Origin of the sequence: Pseudoclavibacter sp. Z016 (genome assembly GCF_002931215.1) — a bacterium.
Classification (GTDB): Bacteria; Actinomycetota; Actinomycetes; order Actinomycetales; family Microbacteriaceae; genus Pseudoclavibacter.
Genome location: NZ_PSTU01000013.1, coordinates 195,261 through 213,392, shown reverse-complemented (window position 1 = coordinate 213,392; position 18,132 = coordinate 195,261). Strand labels below are relative to the sequence as shown.

Sequence of the window (18,132 nt, the reverse complement as noted above, 5' to 3'; positions counted from 1 at the left end):
TGACCCCATCGGGCTGTTGCAACCGCAATGGCCCGTCCACCACAGGTCGCGGGGCCGTGTACGGCCCCGCGAAACCAGGCGAAAGGCACTCATCATGACGATGACAGATCCCGTCGCAGATATGCTGACGCGACTGCGCAACGCGAACTCGGCGCACCACGACTCCGTGTCGATGCCGAGCTCGAAGCTCAAGTCCCACATTGCCGACATCCTCAAGCGCGAGGGTTACATCACCGACTGGACAGTCGAAGATGCACGAGTGGGCCAGACCCTCACTCTCTCGCTGAAGTTCGGTCCGAACCGCGAGAGGTCGATCGTCGGCATCAAGCGCGTCTCCAAGCCAGGTCTCCGCGTGTACGCGCGCTCGACCGAGCTGCCAAGCGTCCTCGGCGGCCTCGGCATTGCCATCCTGTCCACCTCCTCCGGTCTCCTCACGGACCGTCAGGCCGAGCAGAAGGGCGTAGGCGGAGAAGTCCTCGCCTACGTGTGGTAATCCGTCATGTCACGAATTGGTCGTCTCCCGATCAGCGTCCCAGCAGGCGTTGACATCAAGATCGACGCGCAGAACGTCACCGTCAAGGGACCGAAGGGCGAGCTCGCGCTCGTCGTCGCGAACCCCATCGAGGTCAAGCTCGAAGACGGTCAGCTTCTCGTCACGCGTCCGAACGACGAGCGTGAGTCGCGTGCACTGCACGGCCTGACCCGCACGCTCATCAACAACAACATCATCGGCGTCACCGAGGGCTACACGAAGAAGCTCGAGGTCGTTGGAACCGGTTACCGCATCGTTTCCAAGGGCACGGGCGTCGAGTTCGCACTCGGCTACTCGCACCCGATCAACGTCGAGCCCCCCCAGGGCATCACGTTCCAGGTCGAGGGCAACAACAAGCTCACGGTCGTCGGAATCGACAAGCAGGCTGTCGGCGAGGTCGCAGCGAACATCCGCAAGCTCCGCCTCCCCGAGCCCTACAAGGGCAAGGGCGTGCGTTACGAGGGCGAGCAGATCCGCCGCAAGGCCGGAAAGTCAGGTAAGTAACCATGGGACTCGGAACTCGAGGAAAGAGCAAGCAGGCAGCGACCCGTCGCCGCCACGTCCGCCTTCGCAAGAAGGTCTCCGGCGACGCACAGCGTCCCCGTCTCGTCGTCACGCGCTCGGCGCGTCACGTCTTCGTCCAGGTTGTCGACGACACCAAGGGCATCACGCTGGCTTCGGCATCCACCATGGAAGCCGAGCTGCGTGAGTTCGACGGTGACAAGTCGGCCAAGGCGAAGCGGGTCGGCGAGCTCGTCGGCGCACGCGCCAAGGACGCCGGCATCGAAAGCGTGGTCTTCGACCGCGGCGGCAACAAGTACGCCGGTCGCGTCGCGGCCATCGCTGATGGAGCACGAGAGGCAGGGCTGAACCTGTGACCGAGAAAATCGACACCAACACGCCCGACAACATGACCGACACGCCCGTTGAGACGGCCGCGTCGAGTGAGTCGGCACAGCGCGACGGAGGTCGCGACAACAACCGCCGCGGTGGTCGTGGCGAGCGTGGCCAGGGCGGCCGCGACCGCAACTCGCGCGATGACAAGAACCAGTTCCTGGAGCGCGTCGTCACCATCAACCGCGTCTCCAAGGTCGTCAAGGGCGGTCGTCGCTTCGCGTTCACCGCGCTGGTCGTCGTCGGCGACGGCAACGGACTCGTGGGCGTCGGCTACGGCAAGGCCCGTGAGGTCCCGCTGGCCATCGCCAAGGGCGTCGAAGAGGCGAAGAAGAACTTCTTCCGCGTTCCTCGCGTCCTGAAGACGATCCCGCACCCCGTGCAGGGCGAGGCAGCAGCAGGCGTCGTCCTGCTCCGTCCCGCCGCTGCAGGTACCGGTGTTATCGCCGGTGGCCCCGTCCGCGCCGTGCTTGAGTGCGCGGGCATCCACGACGTCCTGTCGAAGTCGCTCGGTTCGTCGAACACGATCAACATCGTGCACGCAACCGTCGCGGCGCTGAAGCAGCTCGAGGAGCCGCGCGCAGTCGCAGCTCGTCGTGGCCTGCCCGTCGACCAGGTCGTTCCGCAGCGCATTCTGCGTGCCGAGGCCAACGCGGCCAAGGCCGCAGCCGAAGCACAGAAGGTCGGTGCCTGATGGCCAAGAGTCTCAAGGTGACCCAGATCAAGTCCAAGATCAGCGAGAAGCAGAACCAGCGCGACACACTGCGCTCGCTCGGCCTCAAGCGCATTGGCCACACCGTCGTCAAGCCGGACAACTCGGTGAACCGCGGCTACGTCAAGACAGTCGCTCACCTGGTTTCAGTTGAGGAGATCTCCGAATGACCAAGAACGAGAACGAGAAGGATGTGACCTCCGAGCCTCAGCTCAAGGTCCACCACCTCCGCCCCGCTCCCGGTGCCAAGAAGTCCAAGACGCGCGTTGGTCGCGGTGAGGGCTCCAAGGGCAAGACCGCCGGTCGCGGCACCAAGGGCTCGAAGGCGCGCACGACAGTGCGTATCGGCTTCGAGGGTGGCCAGATGCCGCTGCACATGCGTACGCCGAAGCTGCGCGGGTTCAAGAACCCGTTCCGCGTCGAGTACCAGGTCGTCAACCTCTCCAAGCTGGCCGAGCTCTTCCCCGAGGGCGGCGATGTCACCATCGCGAACCTCGTGGCAAAGGGTGCGGTTCGCAAGAACGAGCCCGTCAAGGTGCTCGGCAATGGTGAGATTGCGGTTAAGCTGAACGTCGCGGTCGACAAGGTCTCCAGCTCAGCAGAGCAGAAGATCGTTGCCGCCGGCGGTTCCGTCAAGTAGCAACTCCAAGCGGGGGTCGGCGGTTGCCGACCCCCGTTTGTCTCTTTCACGAGAAATGAAAGCAGGAACGTAGTGTTCAGTGCCGTCGCACGAGTGTTCAAGACACCGGATCTTCGTCGCAAGATCCTCTTCACGCTCGCTATGGTCGCCATCTACCGGATCGGCACCACGGTTCCTGGCCCATTTGTGAACTACGTCAACGTGCAGCAGTGTCTCGACACTGGAACGCAGATGGCCGGTCTCTACGACATGGTCAACCTGTTCTCCGGTGGCGCGCTGCTGCAGTTGTCGATCTTCGCGCTGGGCATCATGCCGTACATCACGGCCTCGATCATCACGCAGCTGCTGCGTGTGGTCATCCCTCACTTCGAGGCGCTCCACAAGGAGGGTCAGGCGGGTCAGTCGAAGCTCACGCAGTACACGCGCTACCTGACCATCGCCCTCGCGATCCTCCAGGCGACGACACTCGTGACGGTGGCGAAGTCGGGAACGCTCTTCGGCACGGGCAACCCTGCCTGCGAGAACGTCCTCGACATGCTCAACGAGTCCGCCGCGACCCCGGAGAACGCCGTCATCAACATGGTGCGCGTCGTGCTCATGGTCGCAGCCATGACAGCTGGCACCGCGGTCATCATGTGGATGGCCGAGCTCATCACCGAGCGCGGCGTCGGCAACGGCATGTCGCTCCTGATCTTCACGTCGATCGCAGCCTCGTTCCCGTCCGCCTTCGGCGCCATCGCCGCCGGTACCGGTGGAATGACCACGCTCGTCATCGTCATCGCGATCGGGCTGCTCATCATGATGGCCGTCGTCTTCGTCGAGCAGTCGCAGCGTCGCATCCCCGTCCAGTACGCGAAGCGCATGGTCGGACGCCGCACGTATGGCGGCAACAGCACGTACATCCCGATCAAGGTGAACCAGGCAGGCGTTATCCCTGTCATCTTCGCCTCGTCGCTGCTGTACCTTCCCGCGCTCGTCGCCCAGTTCAACCAGCCTGCCGCGGGGGAGACCCCGCCAGAGTGGGTCACCTGGGTCATGAACAACTTCACGACGGGCGACCACCCGCTCTACATGGCGGTCTACTTCCTCCTCATCATCGGCTTCACGTACTTCTACGTCGCGATCGCCTTCAACCCTGAGGAGGTTGCCGAGAACATGCGAAAGCACGGTGGCTTCGTTCCCGGCATCCGTGCCGGACGCCCCACCGCCGAGTACCTGAACTTCGTGCTCACGCGAATCACCTTCCCCGGTTCGCTCTACCTCGGCGTGCTCGCGCTCATCCCGCTCATCGCGCTGTCCACGGTCAATGCAAATGCCAACTTCCCGTTCGGCGGCGCATCGATCCTCATCGTCGTGGGCGTCGGACTCGAGACGGTGAAGCAGATCGACGCTCAACTCCAACAACGCAACTACGAGGGGCTTCTCCGATGACACATCACGACCAGACCTTCCGCCTGCTCATCGTTGGTCCCCCCGGGGCCGGCAAGGGAACGCAGGCCGTCGGCATCGCCGAGGCCTTCGGTATCCCAGCCATCTCGACCGGTGACATCTTCCGTGCCAACATCAAGAACGGCACGAACCTCGGCATCCAGGTCCGCGAGATCATCGAGAGCGGCAACCTGGTTCCCGATTCGCTGACGAACGAGCTCGTCCGCGACCGCCTCACGGAGGCCGACGCCGCTGGCGGCTTCCTCCTCGACGGCTACCCGCGCACACTCGAGCAGGTCGCGTTCCTCACGCAGCTCCTCGCTGACCAGGGCACGGCGATCGATGCCGTCATCGAGCTCAAGGTCGAGATCGACAGCGTCGTGGAGCGCCTCCGCCGCCGCGCGCTCGAGCAGGGCCGCGCCGACGACACGGAAGAGGCCATCAGGCACCGTCAGAACGTGTACCTGCAGGAGACCGCGCCGCTTCTCGAGACGTACTCCGCTCGCGGATCGCTCGTGAGCGTCAACGGCTTCGGCACCGTCGAGGAAGTCCGGAACCGCATCTTCGCTGCTCTCGAGCAGCGGGGCCTGCGTCATCCACTGCACCGCCTGAGCGGCAAATAGGACTCACCCGGCAAGACAAGCAAGGACCCGAGCGGATTTCTCCCGCTCGGGTCCTCTTGCGTTTGCCGGAATGCACGCCGCGGAGACACCGCAGGGCCGTTCGCACCTGGTTCTGTGCTGTCTTCGTCGGCTAGCGTTGCCCTGTCGGCGCCTCCAGCTCGGAGAGCCGGAGAACCCTGTTGACGCAGTCGTCCAGGAACGGAGACACAGATGTCCTCACTCTCAGCTGAGCCCCATGACCTCATCGACTTCGACGTGCTCTTGAGCGAGGAGGAGCTGGCGCTGCGCAGCCGCGTCCGACTCCTCGTCGACGAGCACGTCAGGCCGCACATCGCGTCCTGGTACGAGGACGCCGTCTTCCCGATCGACCTCGTGCCGATGCTCGCGAGCGAGGGGCTGCTTGGCATGCACTTGAGCGGCTACGGGTGCGCTGGTCGCAGCGCCGTCGAGTACGGCATCGCCGCGGCGGAGCTCGAGGCGGGAGACTCCGGTATTCGTACCTTCGTCTCCGTGCAGGGCTCTCTGGCCATGAGCGCCATCTGGAAGCACGGGAGCGAGGAGCAGAAGGTCGAGTGGCTGCCGCGCATGGCGGCTGGCGAGGTCATCGGCTGCTTCGGGCTGACCGAGCCCGCTGCCGGATCCGATCCGGGGACGATGGGCACCTTCGCGCGTAGAGATGGCTCGGACTGGGTGCTCAGCGGCACCAAACGCTGGATCGGCCTGGCGTCCCTCGCCCACATCGCGATCATCTGGGCGCAGACGGACGATGGCATCAGGGGGTTCATCGTGCCGACGGCTTCCGCCGGCTTCTCGGCGACCCCCATCGGCCCGAAGCTCTCGATGCGCGCGTCCGTCCAATGCGACGTCGTCCTCGACGAGGTCCGGGTCCCCGCCGCTGCGATGCTGCCCGGTGCCCGCGGGCTGCGTGGGCCGTTCGAGTGCCTCAATGAGGCCCGCTACGGTATCGCCTGGGGGGTCATGGGCGCTGCCAGGGACAGCTTCGAGGACGCGCTCGCGTACGCGGGAGAGCGGCAGCCGTTCAACCGTCCGCTGGCAGGCTTCCAGCTCACGCAGCAAAAACTCGTGGACATGGCCCTCGAGATCAACAAGGGCTTCCTGCTCGCCCTCCAGCTCGGGCGGCTGAAGGACGCGGGCCGCATCCAGCCGCACCATATCTCCGCTGGCAAGCTCAACAACACCCGCGAGGCGATCGCGATCGCTCGCGAGGCGAGGACGATCCTCGGCGGCAACGGCATCACCCTCGACCACTCGCCGCTCCGCCACGCCAACAACCTGGAGTCGGTCCGCACCTACGAGGGGACCGACGAGATCCACACGCTGGTGCTTGGCAGCAAGCTCACTGGCATTCCGGCGTTCCGGTAGGGGCACCGGTGCTCTCGGATCGCGAACGCGACGGCGTGCTGAGCGGCGTGCGGGTCGCGGATTTCTCCCGCGTGCTCGCCGGACCGTACGCGACGATGATGCTCGCCGACTTCGGCGCCGACGTCATCAAGGTGGAACCCCCGGGCGGTGACGACACGAGAGCGTGGACTCCACCGGTGGATGCGCGCGGTCAGTCGACGTACTTCTCCGGCGTGAATCGCGGCAAGCGATCCCTGGTGCTCGACCTCACCCGCGACGAGGACGCTGCGGCCGCGCGCCGACTCGCGCGGGAGGCGGACATCGTCGTCGAGAACTTCCGGCCCGGGGTCATGGCGCGCTTCGGGCTCGACTTCGACTCGGTGCGGGCCGAGAACCCGTCGGCGATCTTCTGCTCCATCACCGGTTTCGGCGGAGGCGGGGGAGCGGCGCTGCCAGGTTACGACCTCCTCGTGCAGGCCGTCGGCGGACTCATGAGCATCACGGGCCCGGTGGACGGTGAGCCGAGCAAGGTCGGCGTCGCGCTCGTCGACGTGCTGACTGGGCTGAACGCGGTCACGGGCATTCTGCTCGCCCTGCGCGAGCGCGAGCGGTCTGGGACGGGTCAGCGCGTGGAGGTGGACCTGATGACGAGCCTGCTGTCGGCGCTCGCCAATCAGGCATCGAGCACGCTGGCGACGGGCCGGGCTCCCGCACGGCTCGGCAACGCGCATCCGAGCATCGCCCCGTACGAGCTGTTCGACGCGAGCGACCGTCCGCTCGTGATCGCCGTCGGCAACGATCGGCAGTTCGCAGCACTTGTCGGGGTCCTCGGCGGTCCTGGCCTCGCTGGAGACCCGCGCTTCAGCACCAACCAGCTCCGCGTGCACAACCGCGAGGCCCTCCGTGCGCTCATTGCGGCGAGGCTGGGGGAGCGCGCGGCCAGCGAATGGGTCGAGCTCCTGACGAGTGCACGCGTGCCGGCCGGCCTCGTGAACGACGTCGCCGAGGCGTTTGCGTTCGCAGAGGGCCTTGGCCTTGAGCCTGTCGTGGAACTGGGAGCAGGAGCTGGGGAATCGGTGCGGTTGACGGCCAACCCCATTCACTTGTCACGGACGCCGGCGGTGTACGGACAGCAGCCACCAGATCTTGGCTCCGCGGGCACGTCCGTCGACTGGCGATAGCTTCCCGGTTACGCAACCGTGACCCTCGCAGAGCCGCTGTTGCAGAAGCGTTGTCGCTGGTTGGGGGGTCCGCATCCCGGTGTCGGGCTAGCGTCACAGGACCGCACATCATCGAGTGCGGGACGAACACGGAGGCCCTATGAGACCGTCGACCGTCGAGCACAGTGTGCGGGCGAGCACGCCACCCGCAGACGTGCCGGGGACCACACCACGTCCCGCCTGGTGGCTCAAGTTTCTCGCCATCGCGACATTCGTCGCCGCCCTTCTCGTCGGCATCACACCGTGGCATGCGTTTGCACTCGTGCCGTGGGAGCCAGGGCCTTCTCTGCCCGAGCCAGGAGCGTTCATGGACCGGTACGTCCGTCCCGGATTGCTCCTGGCGCTGTGGCCGGCCGGAGTTGTCGTGGCGGCGGTGTGCATGGTGGTGGCGCTGCGTCGCACACGGTCCGTGTCGCTGGCGATGGTGAGTGTGGCCGCGGTGATCGCCGCCACCCATCTCGGCTTCACGTTGCTCTGGACGCTTGAGGCGGGGCGCACGATCGTTGCTCAGGTGGAGGTGCAGACGGAGGCCCCTCAGGCAGAACCCTCCGCACCTCCAGCTCAGACCTACTGGCCAGGTGAGGAGCCGTTGGATGAGCCCGGCGCCGTGACCTCGCTGTCTGCCGACCAGCTGCGGGCCGGCGTCCTCGACCTGCGTGACGCGACCGTGGCGACCATGGAGAGTCCCGTCCCCAACCTCATGGTCGGGCCCCTGAATGCCGAACCGGTCGAGATCGCCTGCGTGCCGGGCGGAGAGACGGGCGACTACCCGGACGAGACAACGTCGCGTGGAGTCGCGTACGAGGTGCAGTTGAGTGTGAGCGGCCCCGACACCGTCACGGACGAGCAGAACATCATCGAGCTCTGGAAGGCGCGGGGACTGACATACGACCGGGCCATGGGCACGAACTACGCGGTCGGCTCTACCGCACAGGCGATCGACCAGGTCAGGATGCGGGGCGACGCCCAAGGCTGGCTCAACATCACCGTCACCAGCCACTGCTCGCCAAGCGACTGAGGGGCAACGATGAATCCGAAACTCGACGATCGTACGGATGCACGCAGTCGGCATTCCTCCGGGGACGTGCAGATTGCGAAGACCGTCATCGTGCTCGCGCTGTTGACGCTCTGCATTCCGCTGTTCGCCGCCATCTGGCTCGTGCTCCTCTCACCGGGGGCCATGCCGCAGCCGCTCGGTGTCGCGCGGTTGCCGTCGTGGGTCGGTTGGTTCCCCGTTCCCGAACCGCAGTCCTTCCTCACGATGCTCGGTGCGCTCGGCGTTCTCGTTGCCGCCGCTGCCGTCCCTGCTGTGCTGTCGAGCCTCGCGAAGCATCTTGCCGTCAAGCTGCGGAGCCAGGATGCGCAGCTCCTGTCCGGCACGCTGGTCACCGCACGCGCGGTTGCGCGCGTCTCTGCCATGGCGACGCTGCTCGTCGCGTGCCTGTTCATCACGGCCGCTGCTGCGGCCCTTCTCGGACCTCGAATGTCGGCGCTCGGGACGACCTGGCCGTCCGGAGCCGACGAGGAGTATGCGGGCAGCGCCGACGAGGATGGCGGTGACGGGGCATTGATCGCGGACACGGCGGAGGGTGACGCGGCCTACGCGCTGACGCGGGTGACGCCGGAGCAACGGCAGGGAGTTCTCGCGCTCGCGGAAAGCACCATGGCGCTGATCCCGACGGCCGAGTACGTGCGGGACTCCGCGGGTACCGAGCCGCTGCTCGTCACGGCGACCACTTGCGGTGCTGGTGATGAAGCGGGCGTCGCCGTCAACGTGACCTCGTACTTCCAGACCGATGGGACTGCCTTCGATGGTGAGGCGGTTCGCGCGTTGTGGGCTGAGCATCCGCTGGTCGTGCGGGGCACGATGAGCGAGATCATCGGGGAGTCCGAGTCCGCCTCGAACGTGCGCTTCGCGATTCTCTATTACGACACCGATGGGGTCTACGTGCTCAGCTTCTCGGGAGCCTGTCGCGCCCTCGAGTGAGCGCCCTCGGCGGCGAGAAGGAGCCGGGCGCGTAGACTCTCCTGATGCGCAAGAGCATCTACAAGACACCCGCCGAGCTCGCGGCGATGGTGCCAGCCGGCCGGATCACGGCCCTCGCCCTCGATGCCGTCGCCGAGGCGATCCGTCCGGGGGTGACGACGCTGGAGCTCGACGGCATCGCCGAGCGCGTCGTCCGCGAGAGGGGCGCAGTGCCGAACTTCGCGTTGGTTCCGGGGTACCGACACACGATCTGCGCCTCCGTCGACGACGCGGTTGTCCACGGTATCCCGGACGACAAGCCGCTCACGGCGGGCCAGCTCGTCTCCATCGACGCCGGGGCCATGTTCGAGGGCTGGAACGGCGACTCGGCCCGAACGTTCGTCGTCCCCGGCGAAGCAGCGGACACGAACGCGGTGGCTGACGGGTCGCGTCTCAGCGAGGCCTGCGAGCGCTCGCTCTGGGCGGGCATCGCGAAGCTGGCGACCGCTCGGCACCTCGCCGAGGTCGGAGCTGCCGTCGAGGAGTCCATCGAACAGTCCGGTGACTACGGCATCCTCGAGGACTTCGCGGGGCACGGCATCGGCCGCAGCATGCACGAGGAACCGACCGTGCACAACATCCGCGTCTTCGGGCGCGGGCCGGTGGTCAAGCCTGGCCTGGCCATCTGCATCGAGCCCATGATCACGCTCGGGGGCCCTGACGTCGTCATCGATGACGACGACTGGACCGTTCGCTCAGCGGACGGCTCGCTCGGGGTCCATTGGGAGCACACGATCCTGGTGCACGCCGACGGCATCTGGGTCTCCACCGCCCATGACGGGGGAGCGGCGGGTCTCGAGCCGTTCGGAGTCGTCCCCACCCTGCCGGCCGGCGCAGGAGCCTGACCTCCATCGGCGGTGCATCCCCGCACTTGCACTCCACGGGGAGACGGCCTAGAGTTGACGCTTGGTGTCTTTTGCGTTGCGTTTTCGCGCGCGTCGTCACCGTCCATCCGCACGACCAGCGTGCATTCAATAGCAAACGACAGTGAGGCTATGGCCAAGAAAGACGGCGTCATCGAGATCGAGGGTTCGGTTGTCGAGGCATTGCCAAACGCAATGTTCCGCGTAGAACTCTCGAACGGACACAAGGTTCTTGCTCACATCTCGGGCAAGATGCGTCAGCACTACATCCGCATCCTTCCCGAGGACCGCGTGATCGTGGAGTTGAGCCCGTACGACTTGACCCGCGGCCGCATCGTCTACCGCTACAAGTAGGCACGCTGTAAGGAACGGCTGGGCAGACGTCTGCCCAGCACGAGGCCAGCGATCACAGAAGGAACTTCAATGAAGGTCAACCCCAGCGTCAAGAAGATCTGCGACAAGTGCAAGGTTATCCGCCGCCACGGTCGCGTCATGGTCATCTGCGAGAACCCGCGCCACAAGCAGCGCCAGGGCTAATCGCTCGGGACTCACCTCGCCGGCCAGTTCAGGCGCGCGAGACGTCCCATGGGTGCACACGCGCCCGACGTCACAACTGAATACGAAACAGCACCAGTAAGAACCGCCGGGCTCAGCCCAGGCGGGGACACCTTCGGACCGAGGCCGGGGCCCATCCGGTGCATCACACCTCAACCCACAGGAGAAATCCCATGGCACGTCTCGCAGGCGTCGATCTCCCACGCGAAAAGCGCGTTGAGATCGCACTCACCTACATCTACGGCGTCGGCCGCACGAGCGCCCTCAAGGCACTCGAGGACACCGGCATCGACGGCAACATCCGCGTCAAGAACCTCGACGACGAGCAGCTGGTTCAGCTCCGCGACTACATCGAAGGCAACTTCAAGGTAGAAGGTGACCTCCGCCGTGAGGTCGCAGCTGACATCCGCCGCAAGGTCGAAATCGGCAGCTACGAGGGTCTCCGCCACCGCCGCGGCCTTCCCGTGCGCGGTCAGCGCACGAAGACGAACGCTCGTACCCGCAAGGGCCCGAAGCGCACGGTCGCCGGCAAGAAGAAGGCACGCTAGTCGCCGCCGCGACAGCGCCCGCAGATTTCGTAGGAGAGAAAAATGGCTACCCCAAAGAGCGCCGCTCGTAAGCCGCGCAAGAAGGACAAGAAGAACGTCGCAGTGGGCCAGGCTCACATCAAGTCGACCTTCAACAACACGATCGTGTCGATCACCGACCCGTCCGGCGCTGTCATCAGCTGGGCTTCCTCCGGTGGAGTCGGCTTCAAGGGCTCGCGCAAGTCGACGCCCTTCGCCGCGCAGCTCGCAGCCGAGGCTGCAGCTCGCCAGGCGCAGGAGCACGGCATGAAGAAGGTCGACGTCTTCGTCAAGGGACCGGGCTCCGGTCGCGAGACCGCGATCCGCTCGCTTCAGGCCGCAGGCCTCGAGGTCGGCTCGATCAACGACGTCACCCCTCAGGCACACAACGGCTGCCGCCCTCCGAAGCGTCGCCGCGTCTAGCCTCCCGTCCGCCGCGAGGCTCTCCCGCGAGGGAGGGCCTCGTGGCGGATGTTCGGCGTCCCCGCTCGAACTCCACACCCGGTCGACGACGTGCGTCGGCTGAATCGCCAAGTGTCATATAGCGGACACTTTGCCGAAAGGAACCCATAGTGCTTATCGCACAGCGTCCAACGCTCACCGAGGAAAGCCTCTCCGAGAACCGCTCGAAGTTCACGATCGGACCACTCGAGCCCGGCTTCGGCTACACCCTCGGCAACTCACTGCGTCGCACCCTGCTGTCCTCCATCCCCGGAGCAGCAGTCACGAGCATCCGTCTCGACGGTGTCCTCCACAAGTTCACCACCATCCCTGGTGTGAAGGAAGACGTCACCGAGATCATCCTCAACATCAAGCAGCTGGTCGTCTCCAGCGAGCACGATGAGCCGATCACGGCCTACCTCCGCAAGACCGGGGCGGGCGAAGTGACGGCGGCTGACATCTCAGCACCTGCCGGTGTCGAGGTGCACAACCCGGAGCTCGTCATCGCGACGCTCAACGACGACGCCAAGTTCGAGCTCGAGCTGACGATCGAGCGCGGCCGCGGCTACGTCTCGGCGACCCAGAACCGCAACGAGTTCTCCGAGGCCGGTCAGGTCCCGATCGACTCGATCTACTCGCCGGTCCTCAAGGTCACCTACCGCGTCGACGCGACCCGTGCCGGTGAGCGCACCGACTTCGACAACCTCGTCGTCGACGTGGAGACGAAGCCGGCCATCTCGCCGCGCGACGCGATCGCATCTGCCGGTCGCACGCTCGTCGAGCTCTTCAGCCTCGCTCGCGAGCTGAACGAGCAGGCAGAGGGCATCGAGATCGGCCCAGCGCCGGTCGACGCCGTCCTCACCAACGAGCTCTCGATGCCGATCGAAGATCTCGACCTCTCCGTGCGCTCGTACAACTGCCTCAAGCGCGAGGGCATCAACACGGTTTCCGAGCTCGTCGCTCTCAGCGAGACGCAGCTCATGAACATCCGCAACTTCGGTCAGAAGTCGGTCGACGAGGTGCGCGACAAGCTCACCGAGCTCGGCCTCTCGCTCAAGGACTCGGTTCCCGGGTTCGAGGGTGCTCACTTCTACGGTGCCGGCGACGACACCGGCGAGTACGTCTAAACAGACCTGCCCGCCAGACCGACTTCACACGAAAGAGAATGACGAATGCCTAAGCCCAACAAGGGTCCTCGCCTCGGAGGCGGCCCCGCACACGAGCGCCTCATGCTCGCTACGCTCGCGGCGCAGCTGTACACGCACAAGCGCATCCAGACGACCGAGACGAAGGCCAAGCGCCTCCGTCCGCTCGCTGAGCGCCTGATCACCTTCGCGAAGCGCGGAGACATCCACGCTCGCCGTCGCGTGCTGCAGATTGTCACCGACAAGACCGTCGTGCACGAGCTCTTCACGGAGATCGCGCCGCAGATGGAAGGTCGCGAAGGCGGGTACACCCGCATCATCAAGACCGGCTACCGCAAGGGCGACAACGCCCCCATGGCAGTCATCGAGCTCGTCCTCGAGCCCGTCACGCCGAAGGCATCCGCAGTGAAGACGGCTCCGGCCGCCGCACCTGCAGAGCCTGAGGTCGACGAGCCCGCGACCGACGAGGTCGACGCAGCCGCAGGCGACACGGAGGCTTCCGAGCCCACGTCCGACGGCGGAACGCAGCCTTCCGAGGCTGCAGACGCCGCTGAGTCGGACGCTGACGCGAAGGCCGACGACGCCAAGTAGTCGAAGCTGATCGTCGAAGCCCCCGAGCAATCATCGCGATTGCTCGGGGGCTCCGTCGTGTCGTCGATAAACCGGCTCGGGTGAGGGAGGATGGGCGCATGGGGCACGGACGAGGCAGCACACGGTTCCGTCTGGACATCGCCTACGACGGGTCCGCGTTCAGCGGGTGGGCGGCGCAGCCGGAACTGCGAACGGTGCAGGGCGCCCTCGAGGACGCCATCAGGCTCGTCGCACGAGAGCTTCCCGATGGTCCGCTGCTCACGGTCGCGGGCCGAACCGACGCTGGGGTCCACGCGACGGCGCAGGTCGCGCACCTCGACCTCGACGACCTCGGGGTCGAGAACGTCCGACGTCGGTCCAGCGACGAGGTGTCCGACATCCTGCTCCGTCGGGTGAACGGGGTCCTCGGTCGAGACACCGACGTCGTCCTCGCGGCGGTGGCGCCTGCGCCGGAGGGGTTCGACGCTCGGTTCTCGGCGATCTCCCGGAGCTACGAGTTCCGCATCGCAGATCGCCGAACGCCTCCGAACCCCATCGAGCGGCACCGCACGGCCGTCGTCCCGCGAGAGCTCGACGCGGGCCTCATGCAGGTGGCCGCAGACAAGCTCATCGGCCTCCACGACTTCGCCGGCTTCTGCCGACCGCGCCCGAACTCGACGACGATCCGGACCCTGCAGCGCTTCGACTGGGTCCGCGACGAGCAGGGCGTCGTCGTCGCGAAGCTCGAAGCGGATGCCTTCTGCCACTCCATGGTCAGGTCCCTCGTCGGCATGTGCGCTGAGGTCGGTGCCGGGCGCATCCGGCTCTCGGACGTGCCTTCGCTGCTCCAGGCGACGGAGCGAAGCAGCGCCTTCCCCGTCCTGGCGGCGAAGGGGCTCACGCTCACGGGAGTGGGCTACCCGGCGGACGCTCATCTCCGTGAGCGCCAGGCCGTGACGCGGGCGCAGCGGCCCGCCCTCCGTCTGGTGGAGCCACTCACCTCGCCTGCGGGCATCGCTGACCGATCTACATCTCTCGACTGATTCCCAGGAATCCTCCGAGGGTCCAGACTGGGGTCATGGTCGACCTCATCAGCTACGCGGCGCTGGCCCTGCCTGTCGCCGTCTTCGCCGTGCTGAGCGTGGTCGGCAGGCTGTGGCCCCGAGCCATCGTGCCTGCGGCTTGGTCGGCTCTCGGGGTTGCAGTCCTCGTTCTGGCGTACGCGCTGCTCAGCATCCTGATGCCGGCACTGGACCCAACCGACCCCGACGTCTTCCTCGGCTCCTTCTTCTTCTCCGCGTCGCTCATCGCTGGGGGAGTTGGGACAATGCTCATGGTCGGCGTCTTCGGTGCGGCCGCCCGGTTCAGGACGGTTCGAGCGCGACGCCTCGCCGCTCCGTCGGTTTGAGATTGCGCCCAGGCGACCACTGACGTAAGCTACTCAAGTTGTCTGCACTCCGGTGTCGGCTTCGAAGTTGAGCCCTCGACGGTGACGTTCGTGGTGAGGCCTCCCCGGGAGAACCCTTCCCGGAGGCTCAACCGCAACCATCACGACCGAGTGGGATTCACGACCTCCTCATTTCGACGAAAGGTGCACATCCATGCGCACGTACACACCAAAGGGCGGTGACATCACCCATGACTGGGTGGTCATCGACGCGACTGATGTCGTTCTCGGCCGGCTCGCAACCCACGCGGCAGCTCTGCTCCGCGGCAAGCACAAGGCAACCTACGCTCAGCACGTTGACATGGGCGACTTCGTCGTCGTCATCAACGCAGAGAAGGTCGCGCTGACGGGCTCCAAGCTCCAGAAGAAGCTCGCCTACCGCCACTCGGGCTACCCGGGTGGACTGACGGCGACCTCCTACACGGAGATGCTCGAGAAGCACCCGACGCGCGCCGTCGAGAAGGCGATCCGCGGCATGCTCCCCAAGAACACGCTCGGACGCAACCAGCTCAAGAAGCTCAAGGTCTACGCAGGTGCAGAGCACCCGCACGCAGCCCAGCAGCCGAAGCCGTACGTCTTCGACCAGGTTGCCCAGTAGCGGCCCGAGCTAGGAAAGAGAACACAGTGGCAACCATCGCAGAGTCCATCGAGCAGCCGCAGAGCTACTCGACCGAAACCCCCGAGGCAGAGGCGGCCGTCCAGGCTCCTCGTCCGGCGCTCACCGTTCCCGGTGCAGCCGTCGGCCGTCGCAAGCAGGCAATCGCCCGCGTGCGCCTCATCCCGGGAACCGGCACCATCACGGTCAACGACCGTGACATCGCCGACTACTTCCCGAACAAGCTGCACCAGCAGCTGATCAACGACCCGTTCACGATCCTGAGCCTGGGTGGCGCATACGACGTCATCGCACGCATCTCGGGTGGCGGACCTTCCGGTCAGGCCGGCGCGCTCCGCCTCGGCATCGCACGCGCTCTCAACGAGATCGACCGCGAGAACAACCGCCCCGAGCTCAAGAAGGCTGGCTTCCTGTCACGCGACGCTCGCGTCAAGGAGCGCAAGAAGGCTGGACTCAAGAAGGCCCGTAAGGCGCCTCAGTACTCGAAGCGCTAAGTCCAGACATTTCGAATGCCTAGGCTTTTCGGAACGGACGGGGTTCGTGGGCTTGCGAACGACCACCTCACGGTCGAGCTCGCCCTCAGCCTCGCCCAGGCCGCTGCCATCGTGCTCGCGACATCAGCTCGCGAGCACGGGCGGCGGCCTCGTGCTGTTTTAGCCCGCGATCCGCGGGTTTCAGGTGAGTTCATCTCTGCTGCCGTGGCGGCGGGACTCGCCTCCTCTGGTGTCGACGTACTCGACGCGGGAGTCATCCCGACGCCGGCCGCGGCGTTTCTCACCGCCGAGATCGGGGCCGACTTCGGCGTCATGATCTCGGCGTCCCACAATCCTGCGCCCGACAACGGCATCAAGTTCTTCGCTCGCGGCGGTCGCAAGCTCGCCGACGACCTCGAGAACCAGATCGAGGCGCTCCTCGGCGGGGAGAAGCTGACCCCGACGGGAGCTGGGGTCGGAAGCATCGAGCGTTTCGCCGATGCCGAAGACCGCTATGCCCTGCACCTGCTCCGCAGCCTGCCGCTCCGCGAAGACGGCACCTCGCCGCTGCGTGGACTCCACGTGGTCCTCGACTGCGCGCATGGTGCTGCCGCCGGCGTCTCGCCCGAGGTCTTCACCGACGCGGGCGCTCAAGTCACGGTCATCGGCAACGCGCCGAACGGACTCAACATCAATGAGGGTGTCGGATCGACGCACCTCGGCGAACTCGCTCGCACGGTCACGGAGCTCGGGGCGGACCTGGGCATCGCCCACGACGGAGACGCAGACAGGTGTCTTGCCATCGACGCCGACGGCAAGGTCGTCGACGGCGATCAGATCATGGCCATCCTGGCCGTCTCCATGCGTCGGCGCGGCGCGCTGCGCGAGGACACCCTCGTCGCCACCGTCATGTCGAACCTCGGCCTCAAGATCGCGATGCGCGAAGCCGGCATCCGCATGATCGAGACCAAGGTCGGTGACCGGTATGTCCTCGAGGAGCTCAACGAGCGGGGGCTCGCCCTCGGCGGGGAGCAGTCCGGACACGTCATCCTCACCGACTACGCCACGACGGGAGATGGCATCCTCACCGGTCTGCACATCGCGGCCGAGATGCGGCGAACCGGCAAGACGCTCGCCGAGCTCGCGTCCGTCATGCGCGTGTACCCGCAGGTGCTCATCAATGTGCCCGGCGTGCGCAAGGAGGACTGCGCTAGCGACGAGCCGCTGCAGGCTGCAGTCGCCCAGGTCGCCCTCGAACTCGGTGAGACCGGACGTGTCCTGCTGCGGCCATCCGGAACGGAGCCGCTCGTGCGCGTCATGATCGAGGCGGGGGAGCAGGAGACCGCACAGCGTCACGCGGAGGCCCTCGCCGCAGTCGTCCGCGAGCGGTTGGCCCTCTAAGGTCAGCGCTCCGCGAGGTCTCTGATCTCATGCCGCTCGGACCGAGTCTCAGAACGAGGTCCCGCCCCACCGTCATCTGGTGGAGCGGGACCTCTTTCTCGTTCTGCGGGACACCTCTTGCCCTGCCAGCTTCGAAGCGGCGAACCTCAGAGAGCCTCTCGGTCAGGGTTACCACCCGAGTGTGAGAAAGAAACAAGCGCCGAGGCAAAGTTTTGGTGACAATCTCGCATCTGGGGCTTCTCGCGTAGATAAGCTCAACACGCGGAAATCCCGCCACACCTAAGGAGCTCTCCATGATCGAACGCAAGATCACCGTCGCCTCGGAGCACGGACTTCACGCACGTCCCGCCGCGATCTTCGTGCAGGCTGCCACCGAAGCCGGCGTCCCGGTGACGATCGCCAAGGGCGACAAGAGCGTCAACGCGGCCAGCATCCTCGGCGTGCTCTCGCTTGGCGTGTCCAAGGGTGACGAGATCACCCTCTCCGTCGACGGCGACGAAGCTGTCGCCGACCAGCTCGTGACTCTCCTGGAGACCAACCACGACGCTTGAGCCGCCGCGCGCGCTCATGGCCGTTCGGCCAATTCTTGAAATCCGGGAACGGTCGCACTGACCCCAC

25 protein-coding genes are annotated in these 18,132 nt (G+C 66.1%); all 25 read left to right on the top strand.

The window, feature by feature from the left end; genetic code table 11:
* Positions 1-94 precede the first annotated feature (94 nt).
* The 25 genes from rpsH (at position 95) to C5B99_RS12700 (ending at position 18,065) form a co-directional block, all read left to right on the top strand.
* Entirely contained in the window at positions 95-493 is a 399-nt protein-coding gene (rpsH, locus tag C5B99_RS12820) for a 30S ribosomal protein S8 (protein ID WP_068479267.1), read from the top strand.
* A 6-nt stretch (positions 494-499) separates the two neighbouring features.
* A complete protein-coding gene (gene rplF / locus C5B99_RS12815) occupies positions 500-1,036 on the top strand; it encodes a 50S ribosomal protein L6 (protein ID WP_104242666.1) in 537 nt (178 codons plus the stop codon).
* A 2-nt stretch (positions 1,037-1,038) separates the two neighbouring features.
* The gene (gene rplR / locus C5B99_RS12810; protein ID WP_104242664.1) at positions 1,039-1,410 is read left to right on the top strand and encodes a 50S ribosomal protein L18; all 372 of its coding nucleotides are present in this window, start codon (positions 1,039-1,041) and stop codon (positions 1,408-1,410) included.
* 32 nt (positions 1,411-1,442) lie between these two features.
* Positions 1,443-2,120 (top strand): 30S ribosomal protein S5, encoded by a 678-nt coding sequence (rpsE, locus tag C5B99_RS12805; RefSeq protein WP_104242810.1) that lies wholly within the window; start codon positions 1,443-1,445, stop codon positions 2,118-2,120.
* Positions 2,120-2,308: a 50S ribosomal protein L30 gene (rpmD, locus tag C5B99_RS12800; protein ID WP_104242663.1), complete on the top strand. Its 189-nt coding sequence runs from the start codon at positions 2,120-2,122 to the stop codon at positions 2,306-2,308. The genes rpsE and rpmD overlap by 1 nt, the downstream gene beginning before the upstream one ends.
* Positions 2,305-2,778 (top strand): 50S ribosomal protein L15, encoded by a 474-nt coding sequence (rplO, locus tag C5B99_RS12795; protein WP_104242661.1) that lies wholly within the window; start codon positions 2,305-2,307, stop codon positions 2,776-2,778. Before rpmD ends, rplO begins: the two co-directional genes overlap by 4 nt.
* 72 nt (positions 2,779-2,850) lie before the next feature.
* Positions 2,851-4,209: a preprotein translocase subunit SecY gene (gene secY, locus C5B99_RS12790; protein WP_104242659.1), complete on the top strand. Its 1,359-nt coding sequence runs from the start codon at positions 2,851-2,853 to the stop codon at positions 4,207-4,209.
* Entirely contained in the window at positions 4,206-4,829 is a 624-nt protein-coding gene (locus C5B99_RS12785) for an adenylate kinase (RefSeq protein ID WP_104242657.1), read from the top strand. The genes secY and C5B99_RS12785 overlap by 4 nt, the downstream gene beginning before the upstream one ends.
* Before the next feature lie 210 nt (positions 4,830-5,039).
* Positions 5,040-6,212, top strand: a complete 1,173-nt coding sequence (locus tag C5B99_RS12780; RefSeq protein WP_104242655.1) for an acyl-CoA dehydrogenase family protein — start codon at positions 5,040-5,042, stop codon at positions 6,210-6,212.
* An 8-nt stretch (positions 6,213-6,220) separates the two neighbouring features.
* Entirely contained in the window at positions 6,221-7,372 is a 1,152-nt protein-coding gene (locus C5B99_RS12775) for a CaiB/BaiF CoA-transferase family protein (RefSeq protein ID WP_181065013.1), read from the top strand.
* Positions 7,373-7,511: 139 nt separating this feature from the next.
* A complete protein-coding gene (locus C5B99_RS12770) occupies positions 7,512-8,429 on the top strand; it encodes a hypothetical protein (protein ID WP_146082008.1) in 918 nt (305 codons plus the stop codon).
* 9 nt (positions 8,430-8,438) lie between these two features.
* On the top strand, positions 8,439-9,398 hold the full coding sequence (locus C5B99_RS12765; RefSeq protein ID WP_146082007.1) for a hypothetical protein: 960 nt from the start codon (positions 8,439-8,441) through the stop codon (positions 9,396-9,398).
* Between the two features lie 44 nt (positions 9,399-9,442).
* The gene (gene map, locus C5B99_RS12760; RefSeq protein WP_104242649.1) at positions 9,443-10,282 is read left to right on the top strand and encodes a type I methionyl aminopeptidase; all 840 of its coding nucleotides are present in this window, start codon (positions 9,443-9,445) and stop codon (positions 10,280-10,282) included.
* Positions 10,283-10,432: 150 nt separating this feature from the next.
* The gene (gene infA, locus C5B99_RS12755) at positions 10,433-10,654 is read left to right on the top strand and encodes a translation initiation factor IF-1 (protein ID WP_066056559.1); all 222 of its coding nucleotides are present in this window, start codon (positions 10,433-10,435) and stop codon (positions 10,652-10,654) included.
* Positions 10,655-10,723: 69 nt separating this feature from the next.
* The gene (gene rpmJ / locus C5B99_RS12750) at positions 10,724-10,837 is read left to right on the top strand and encodes a 50S ribosomal protein L36 (RefSeq protein WP_008361054.1); all 114 of its coding nucleotides are present in this window, start codon (positions 10,724-10,726) and stop codon (positions 10,835-10,837) included.
* Positions 10,838-11,028: 191 nt separating this feature from the next.
* Positions 11,029-11,403: a 30S ribosomal protein S13 gene (rpsM, locus tag C5B99_RS12745; RefSeq protein WP_068479246.1), complete on the top strand. Its 375-nt coding sequence runs from the start codon at positions 11,029-11,031 to the stop codon at positions 11,401-11,403.
* Between the two features lie 42 nt (positions 11,404-11,445).
* Positions 11,446-11,844 carry a 30S ribosomal protein S11 gene (rpsK, locus tag C5B99_RS12740; RefSeq protein WP_068479244.1) on the top strand — a complete coding sequence of 133 codons (399 nt, stop codon included), beginning with the start codon at positions 11,446-11,448 and terminating at the stop codon, positions 11,842-11,844.
* Positions 11,845-11,993: 149 nt separating this feature from the next.
* The gene (locus tag C5B99_RS12735; RefSeq protein ID WP_104242647.1) at positions 11,994-12,989 is read left to right on the top strand and encodes a DNA-directed RNA polymerase subunit alpha; all 996 of its coding nucleotides are present in this window, start codon (positions 11,994-11,996) and stop codon (positions 12,987-12,989) included.
* Positions 12,990-13,034: 45 nt separating this feature from the next.
* Positions 13,035-13,598: a 50S ribosomal protein L17 gene (gene rplQ / locus C5B99_RS12730; protein ID WP_104242645.1), complete on the top strand. Its 564-nt coding sequence runs from the start codon at positions 13,035-13,037 to the stop codon at positions 13,596-13,598.
* A 98-nt stretch (positions 13,599-13,696) separates the two neighbouring features.
* Entirely contained in the window at positions 13,697-14,620 is a 924-nt protein-coding gene (locus C5B99_RS12725; protein ID WP_104242643.1) for a tRNA pseudouridine(38-40) synthase TruA, read from the top strand.
* A 35-nt stretch (positions 14,621-14,655) separates the two neighbouring features.
* Positions 14,656-14,985 carry a hypothetical protein gene (locus tag C5B99_RS12720; protein WP_104242641.1) on the top strand — a complete coding sequence of 110 codons (330 nt, stop codon included), beginning with the start codon at positions 14,656-14,658 and terminating at the stop codon, positions 14,983-14,985.
* 193 nt (positions 14,986-15,178) lie between these two features.
* Positions 15,179-15,622, top strand: a complete 444-nt coding sequence (rplM, locus tag C5B99_RS12715; protein WP_104242639.1) for a 50S ribosomal protein L13 — start codon at positions 15,179-15,181, stop codon at positions 15,620-15,622.
* A gap of 26 nt (positions 15,623-15,648) precedes the next feature.
* Positions 15,649-16,134, top strand: a complete 486-nt coding sequence (gene rpsI, locus C5B99_RS12710; protein WP_104242637.1) for a 30S ribosomal protein S9 — start codon at positions 15,649-15,651, stop codon at positions 16,132-16,134.
* A 15-nt stretch (positions 16,135-16,149) separates the two neighbouring features.
* On the top strand, positions 16,150-17,514 hold the full coding sequence (gene glmM, locus C5B99_RS12705; protein ID WP_104242635.1) for a phosphoglucosamine mutase: 1,365 nt from the start codon (positions 16,150-16,152) through the stop codon (positions 17,512-17,514).
* A gap of 293 nt (positions 17,515-17,807) precedes the next feature.
* Positions 17,808-18,065 (top strand): HPr family phosphocarrier protein, encoded by a 258-nt coding sequence (locus C5B99_RS12700; protein ID WP_104242633.1) that lies wholly within the window; start codon positions 17,808-17,810, stop codon positions 18,063-18,065.
* Positions 18,066-18,132 lie beyond the last annotated feature (67 nt).

Bases quoted from the DNA above. Each gene is read 5' to 3' on its own strand.
- rpsH (WP_068479267.1), top strand. From the start codon at position 95: ATGACGATGACAGATCCCGTCGCAGATATGCTGACGCGACTGCGCAAC.
- rpsM (WP_068479246.1), top strand. From the start codon at position 11,029: ATGGCACGTCTCGCAGGCGTCGATCTCCCACGCGAAAAGCGCGTTGAG.
- C5B99_RS12780 (WP_104242655.1), top strand. From the start codon at position 5,040: ATGTCCTCACTCTCAGCTGAGCCCCATGACCTCATCGACTTCGACGTG.
- rplM (WP_104242639.1), top strand. From the start codon at position 15,179: ATGCGCACGTACACACCAAAGGGCGGTGACATCACCCATGACTGGGTG.
- map (WP_104242649.1), top strand. From the start codon at position 9,443: ATGCGCAAGAGCATCTACAAGACACCCGCCGAGCTCGCGGCGATGGTG.
- rpmD (WP_104242663.1), top strand. From the start codon at position 2,120: ATGGCCAAGAGTCTCAAGGTGACCCAGATCAAGTCCAAGATCAGCGAG.
- rplF (WP_104242666.1), top strand. From the start codon at position 500: ATGTCACGAATTGGTCGTCTCCCGATCAGCGTCCCAGCAGGCGTTGAC.
- C5B99_RS12765 (WP_146082007.1), top strand. From the start codon at position 8,439: ATGAATCCGAAACTCGACGATCGTACGGATGCACGCAGTCGGCATTCC.
- rpmJ (WP_008361054.1), top strand. From the start codon at position 10,724: ATGAAGGTCAACCCCAGCGTCAAGAAGATCTGCGACAAGTGCAAGGTT.
- rpsE (WP_104242810.1), top strand. From the start codon at position 1,443: ATGACCGACACGCCCGTTGAGACGGCCGCGTCGAGTGAGTCGGCACAG.
- glmM (WP_104242635.1), top strand. From the start codon at position 16,150: ATGCCTAGGCTTTTCGGAACGGACGGGGTTCGTGGGCTTGCGAACGAC.
- C5B99_RS12700 (WP_104242633.1), top strand. From the start codon at position 17,808: ATGATCGAACGCAAGATCACCGTCGCCTCGGAGCACGGACTTCACGCA.
- C5B99_RS12770 (WP_146082008.1), top strand. From the start codon at position 7,512: ATGAGACCGTCGACCGTCGAGCACAGTGTGCGGGCGAGCACGCCACCC.
- C5B99_RS12720 (WP_104242641.1), top strand. From the start codon at position 14,656: ATGGTCGACCTCATCAGCTACGCGGCGCTGGCCCTGCCTGTCGCCGTC.
- rplO (WP_104242661.1), top strand. From the start codon at position 2,305: ATGACCAAGAACGAGAACGAGAAGGATGTGACCTCCGAGCCTCAGCTC.
- C5B99_RS12785 (WP_104242657.1), top strand. From the start codon at position 4,206: ATGACACATCACGACCAGACCTTCCGCCTGCTCATCGTTGGTCCCCCC.
- rplQ (WP_104242645.1), top strand. From the start codon at position 13,035: ATGCCTAAGCCCAACAAGGGTCCTCGCCTCGGAGGCGGCCCCGCACAC.
- infA (WP_066056559.1), top strand. From the start codon at position 10,433: ATGGCCAAGAAAGACGGCGTCATCGAGATCGAGGGTTCGGTTGTCGAG.
- rplR (WP_104242664.1), top strand. From the start codon at position 1,039: ATGGGACTCGGAACTCGAGGAAAGAGCAAGCAGGCAGCGACCCGTCGC.
- rpsK (WP_068479244.1), top strand. From the start codon at position 11,446: ATGGCTACCCCAAAGAGCGCCGCTCGTAAGCCGCGCAAGAAGGACAAG.
- C5B99_RS12725 (WP_104242643.1), top strand. From the start codon at position 13,697: ATGGGGCACGGACGAGGCAGCACACGGTTCCGTCTGGACATCGCCTAC.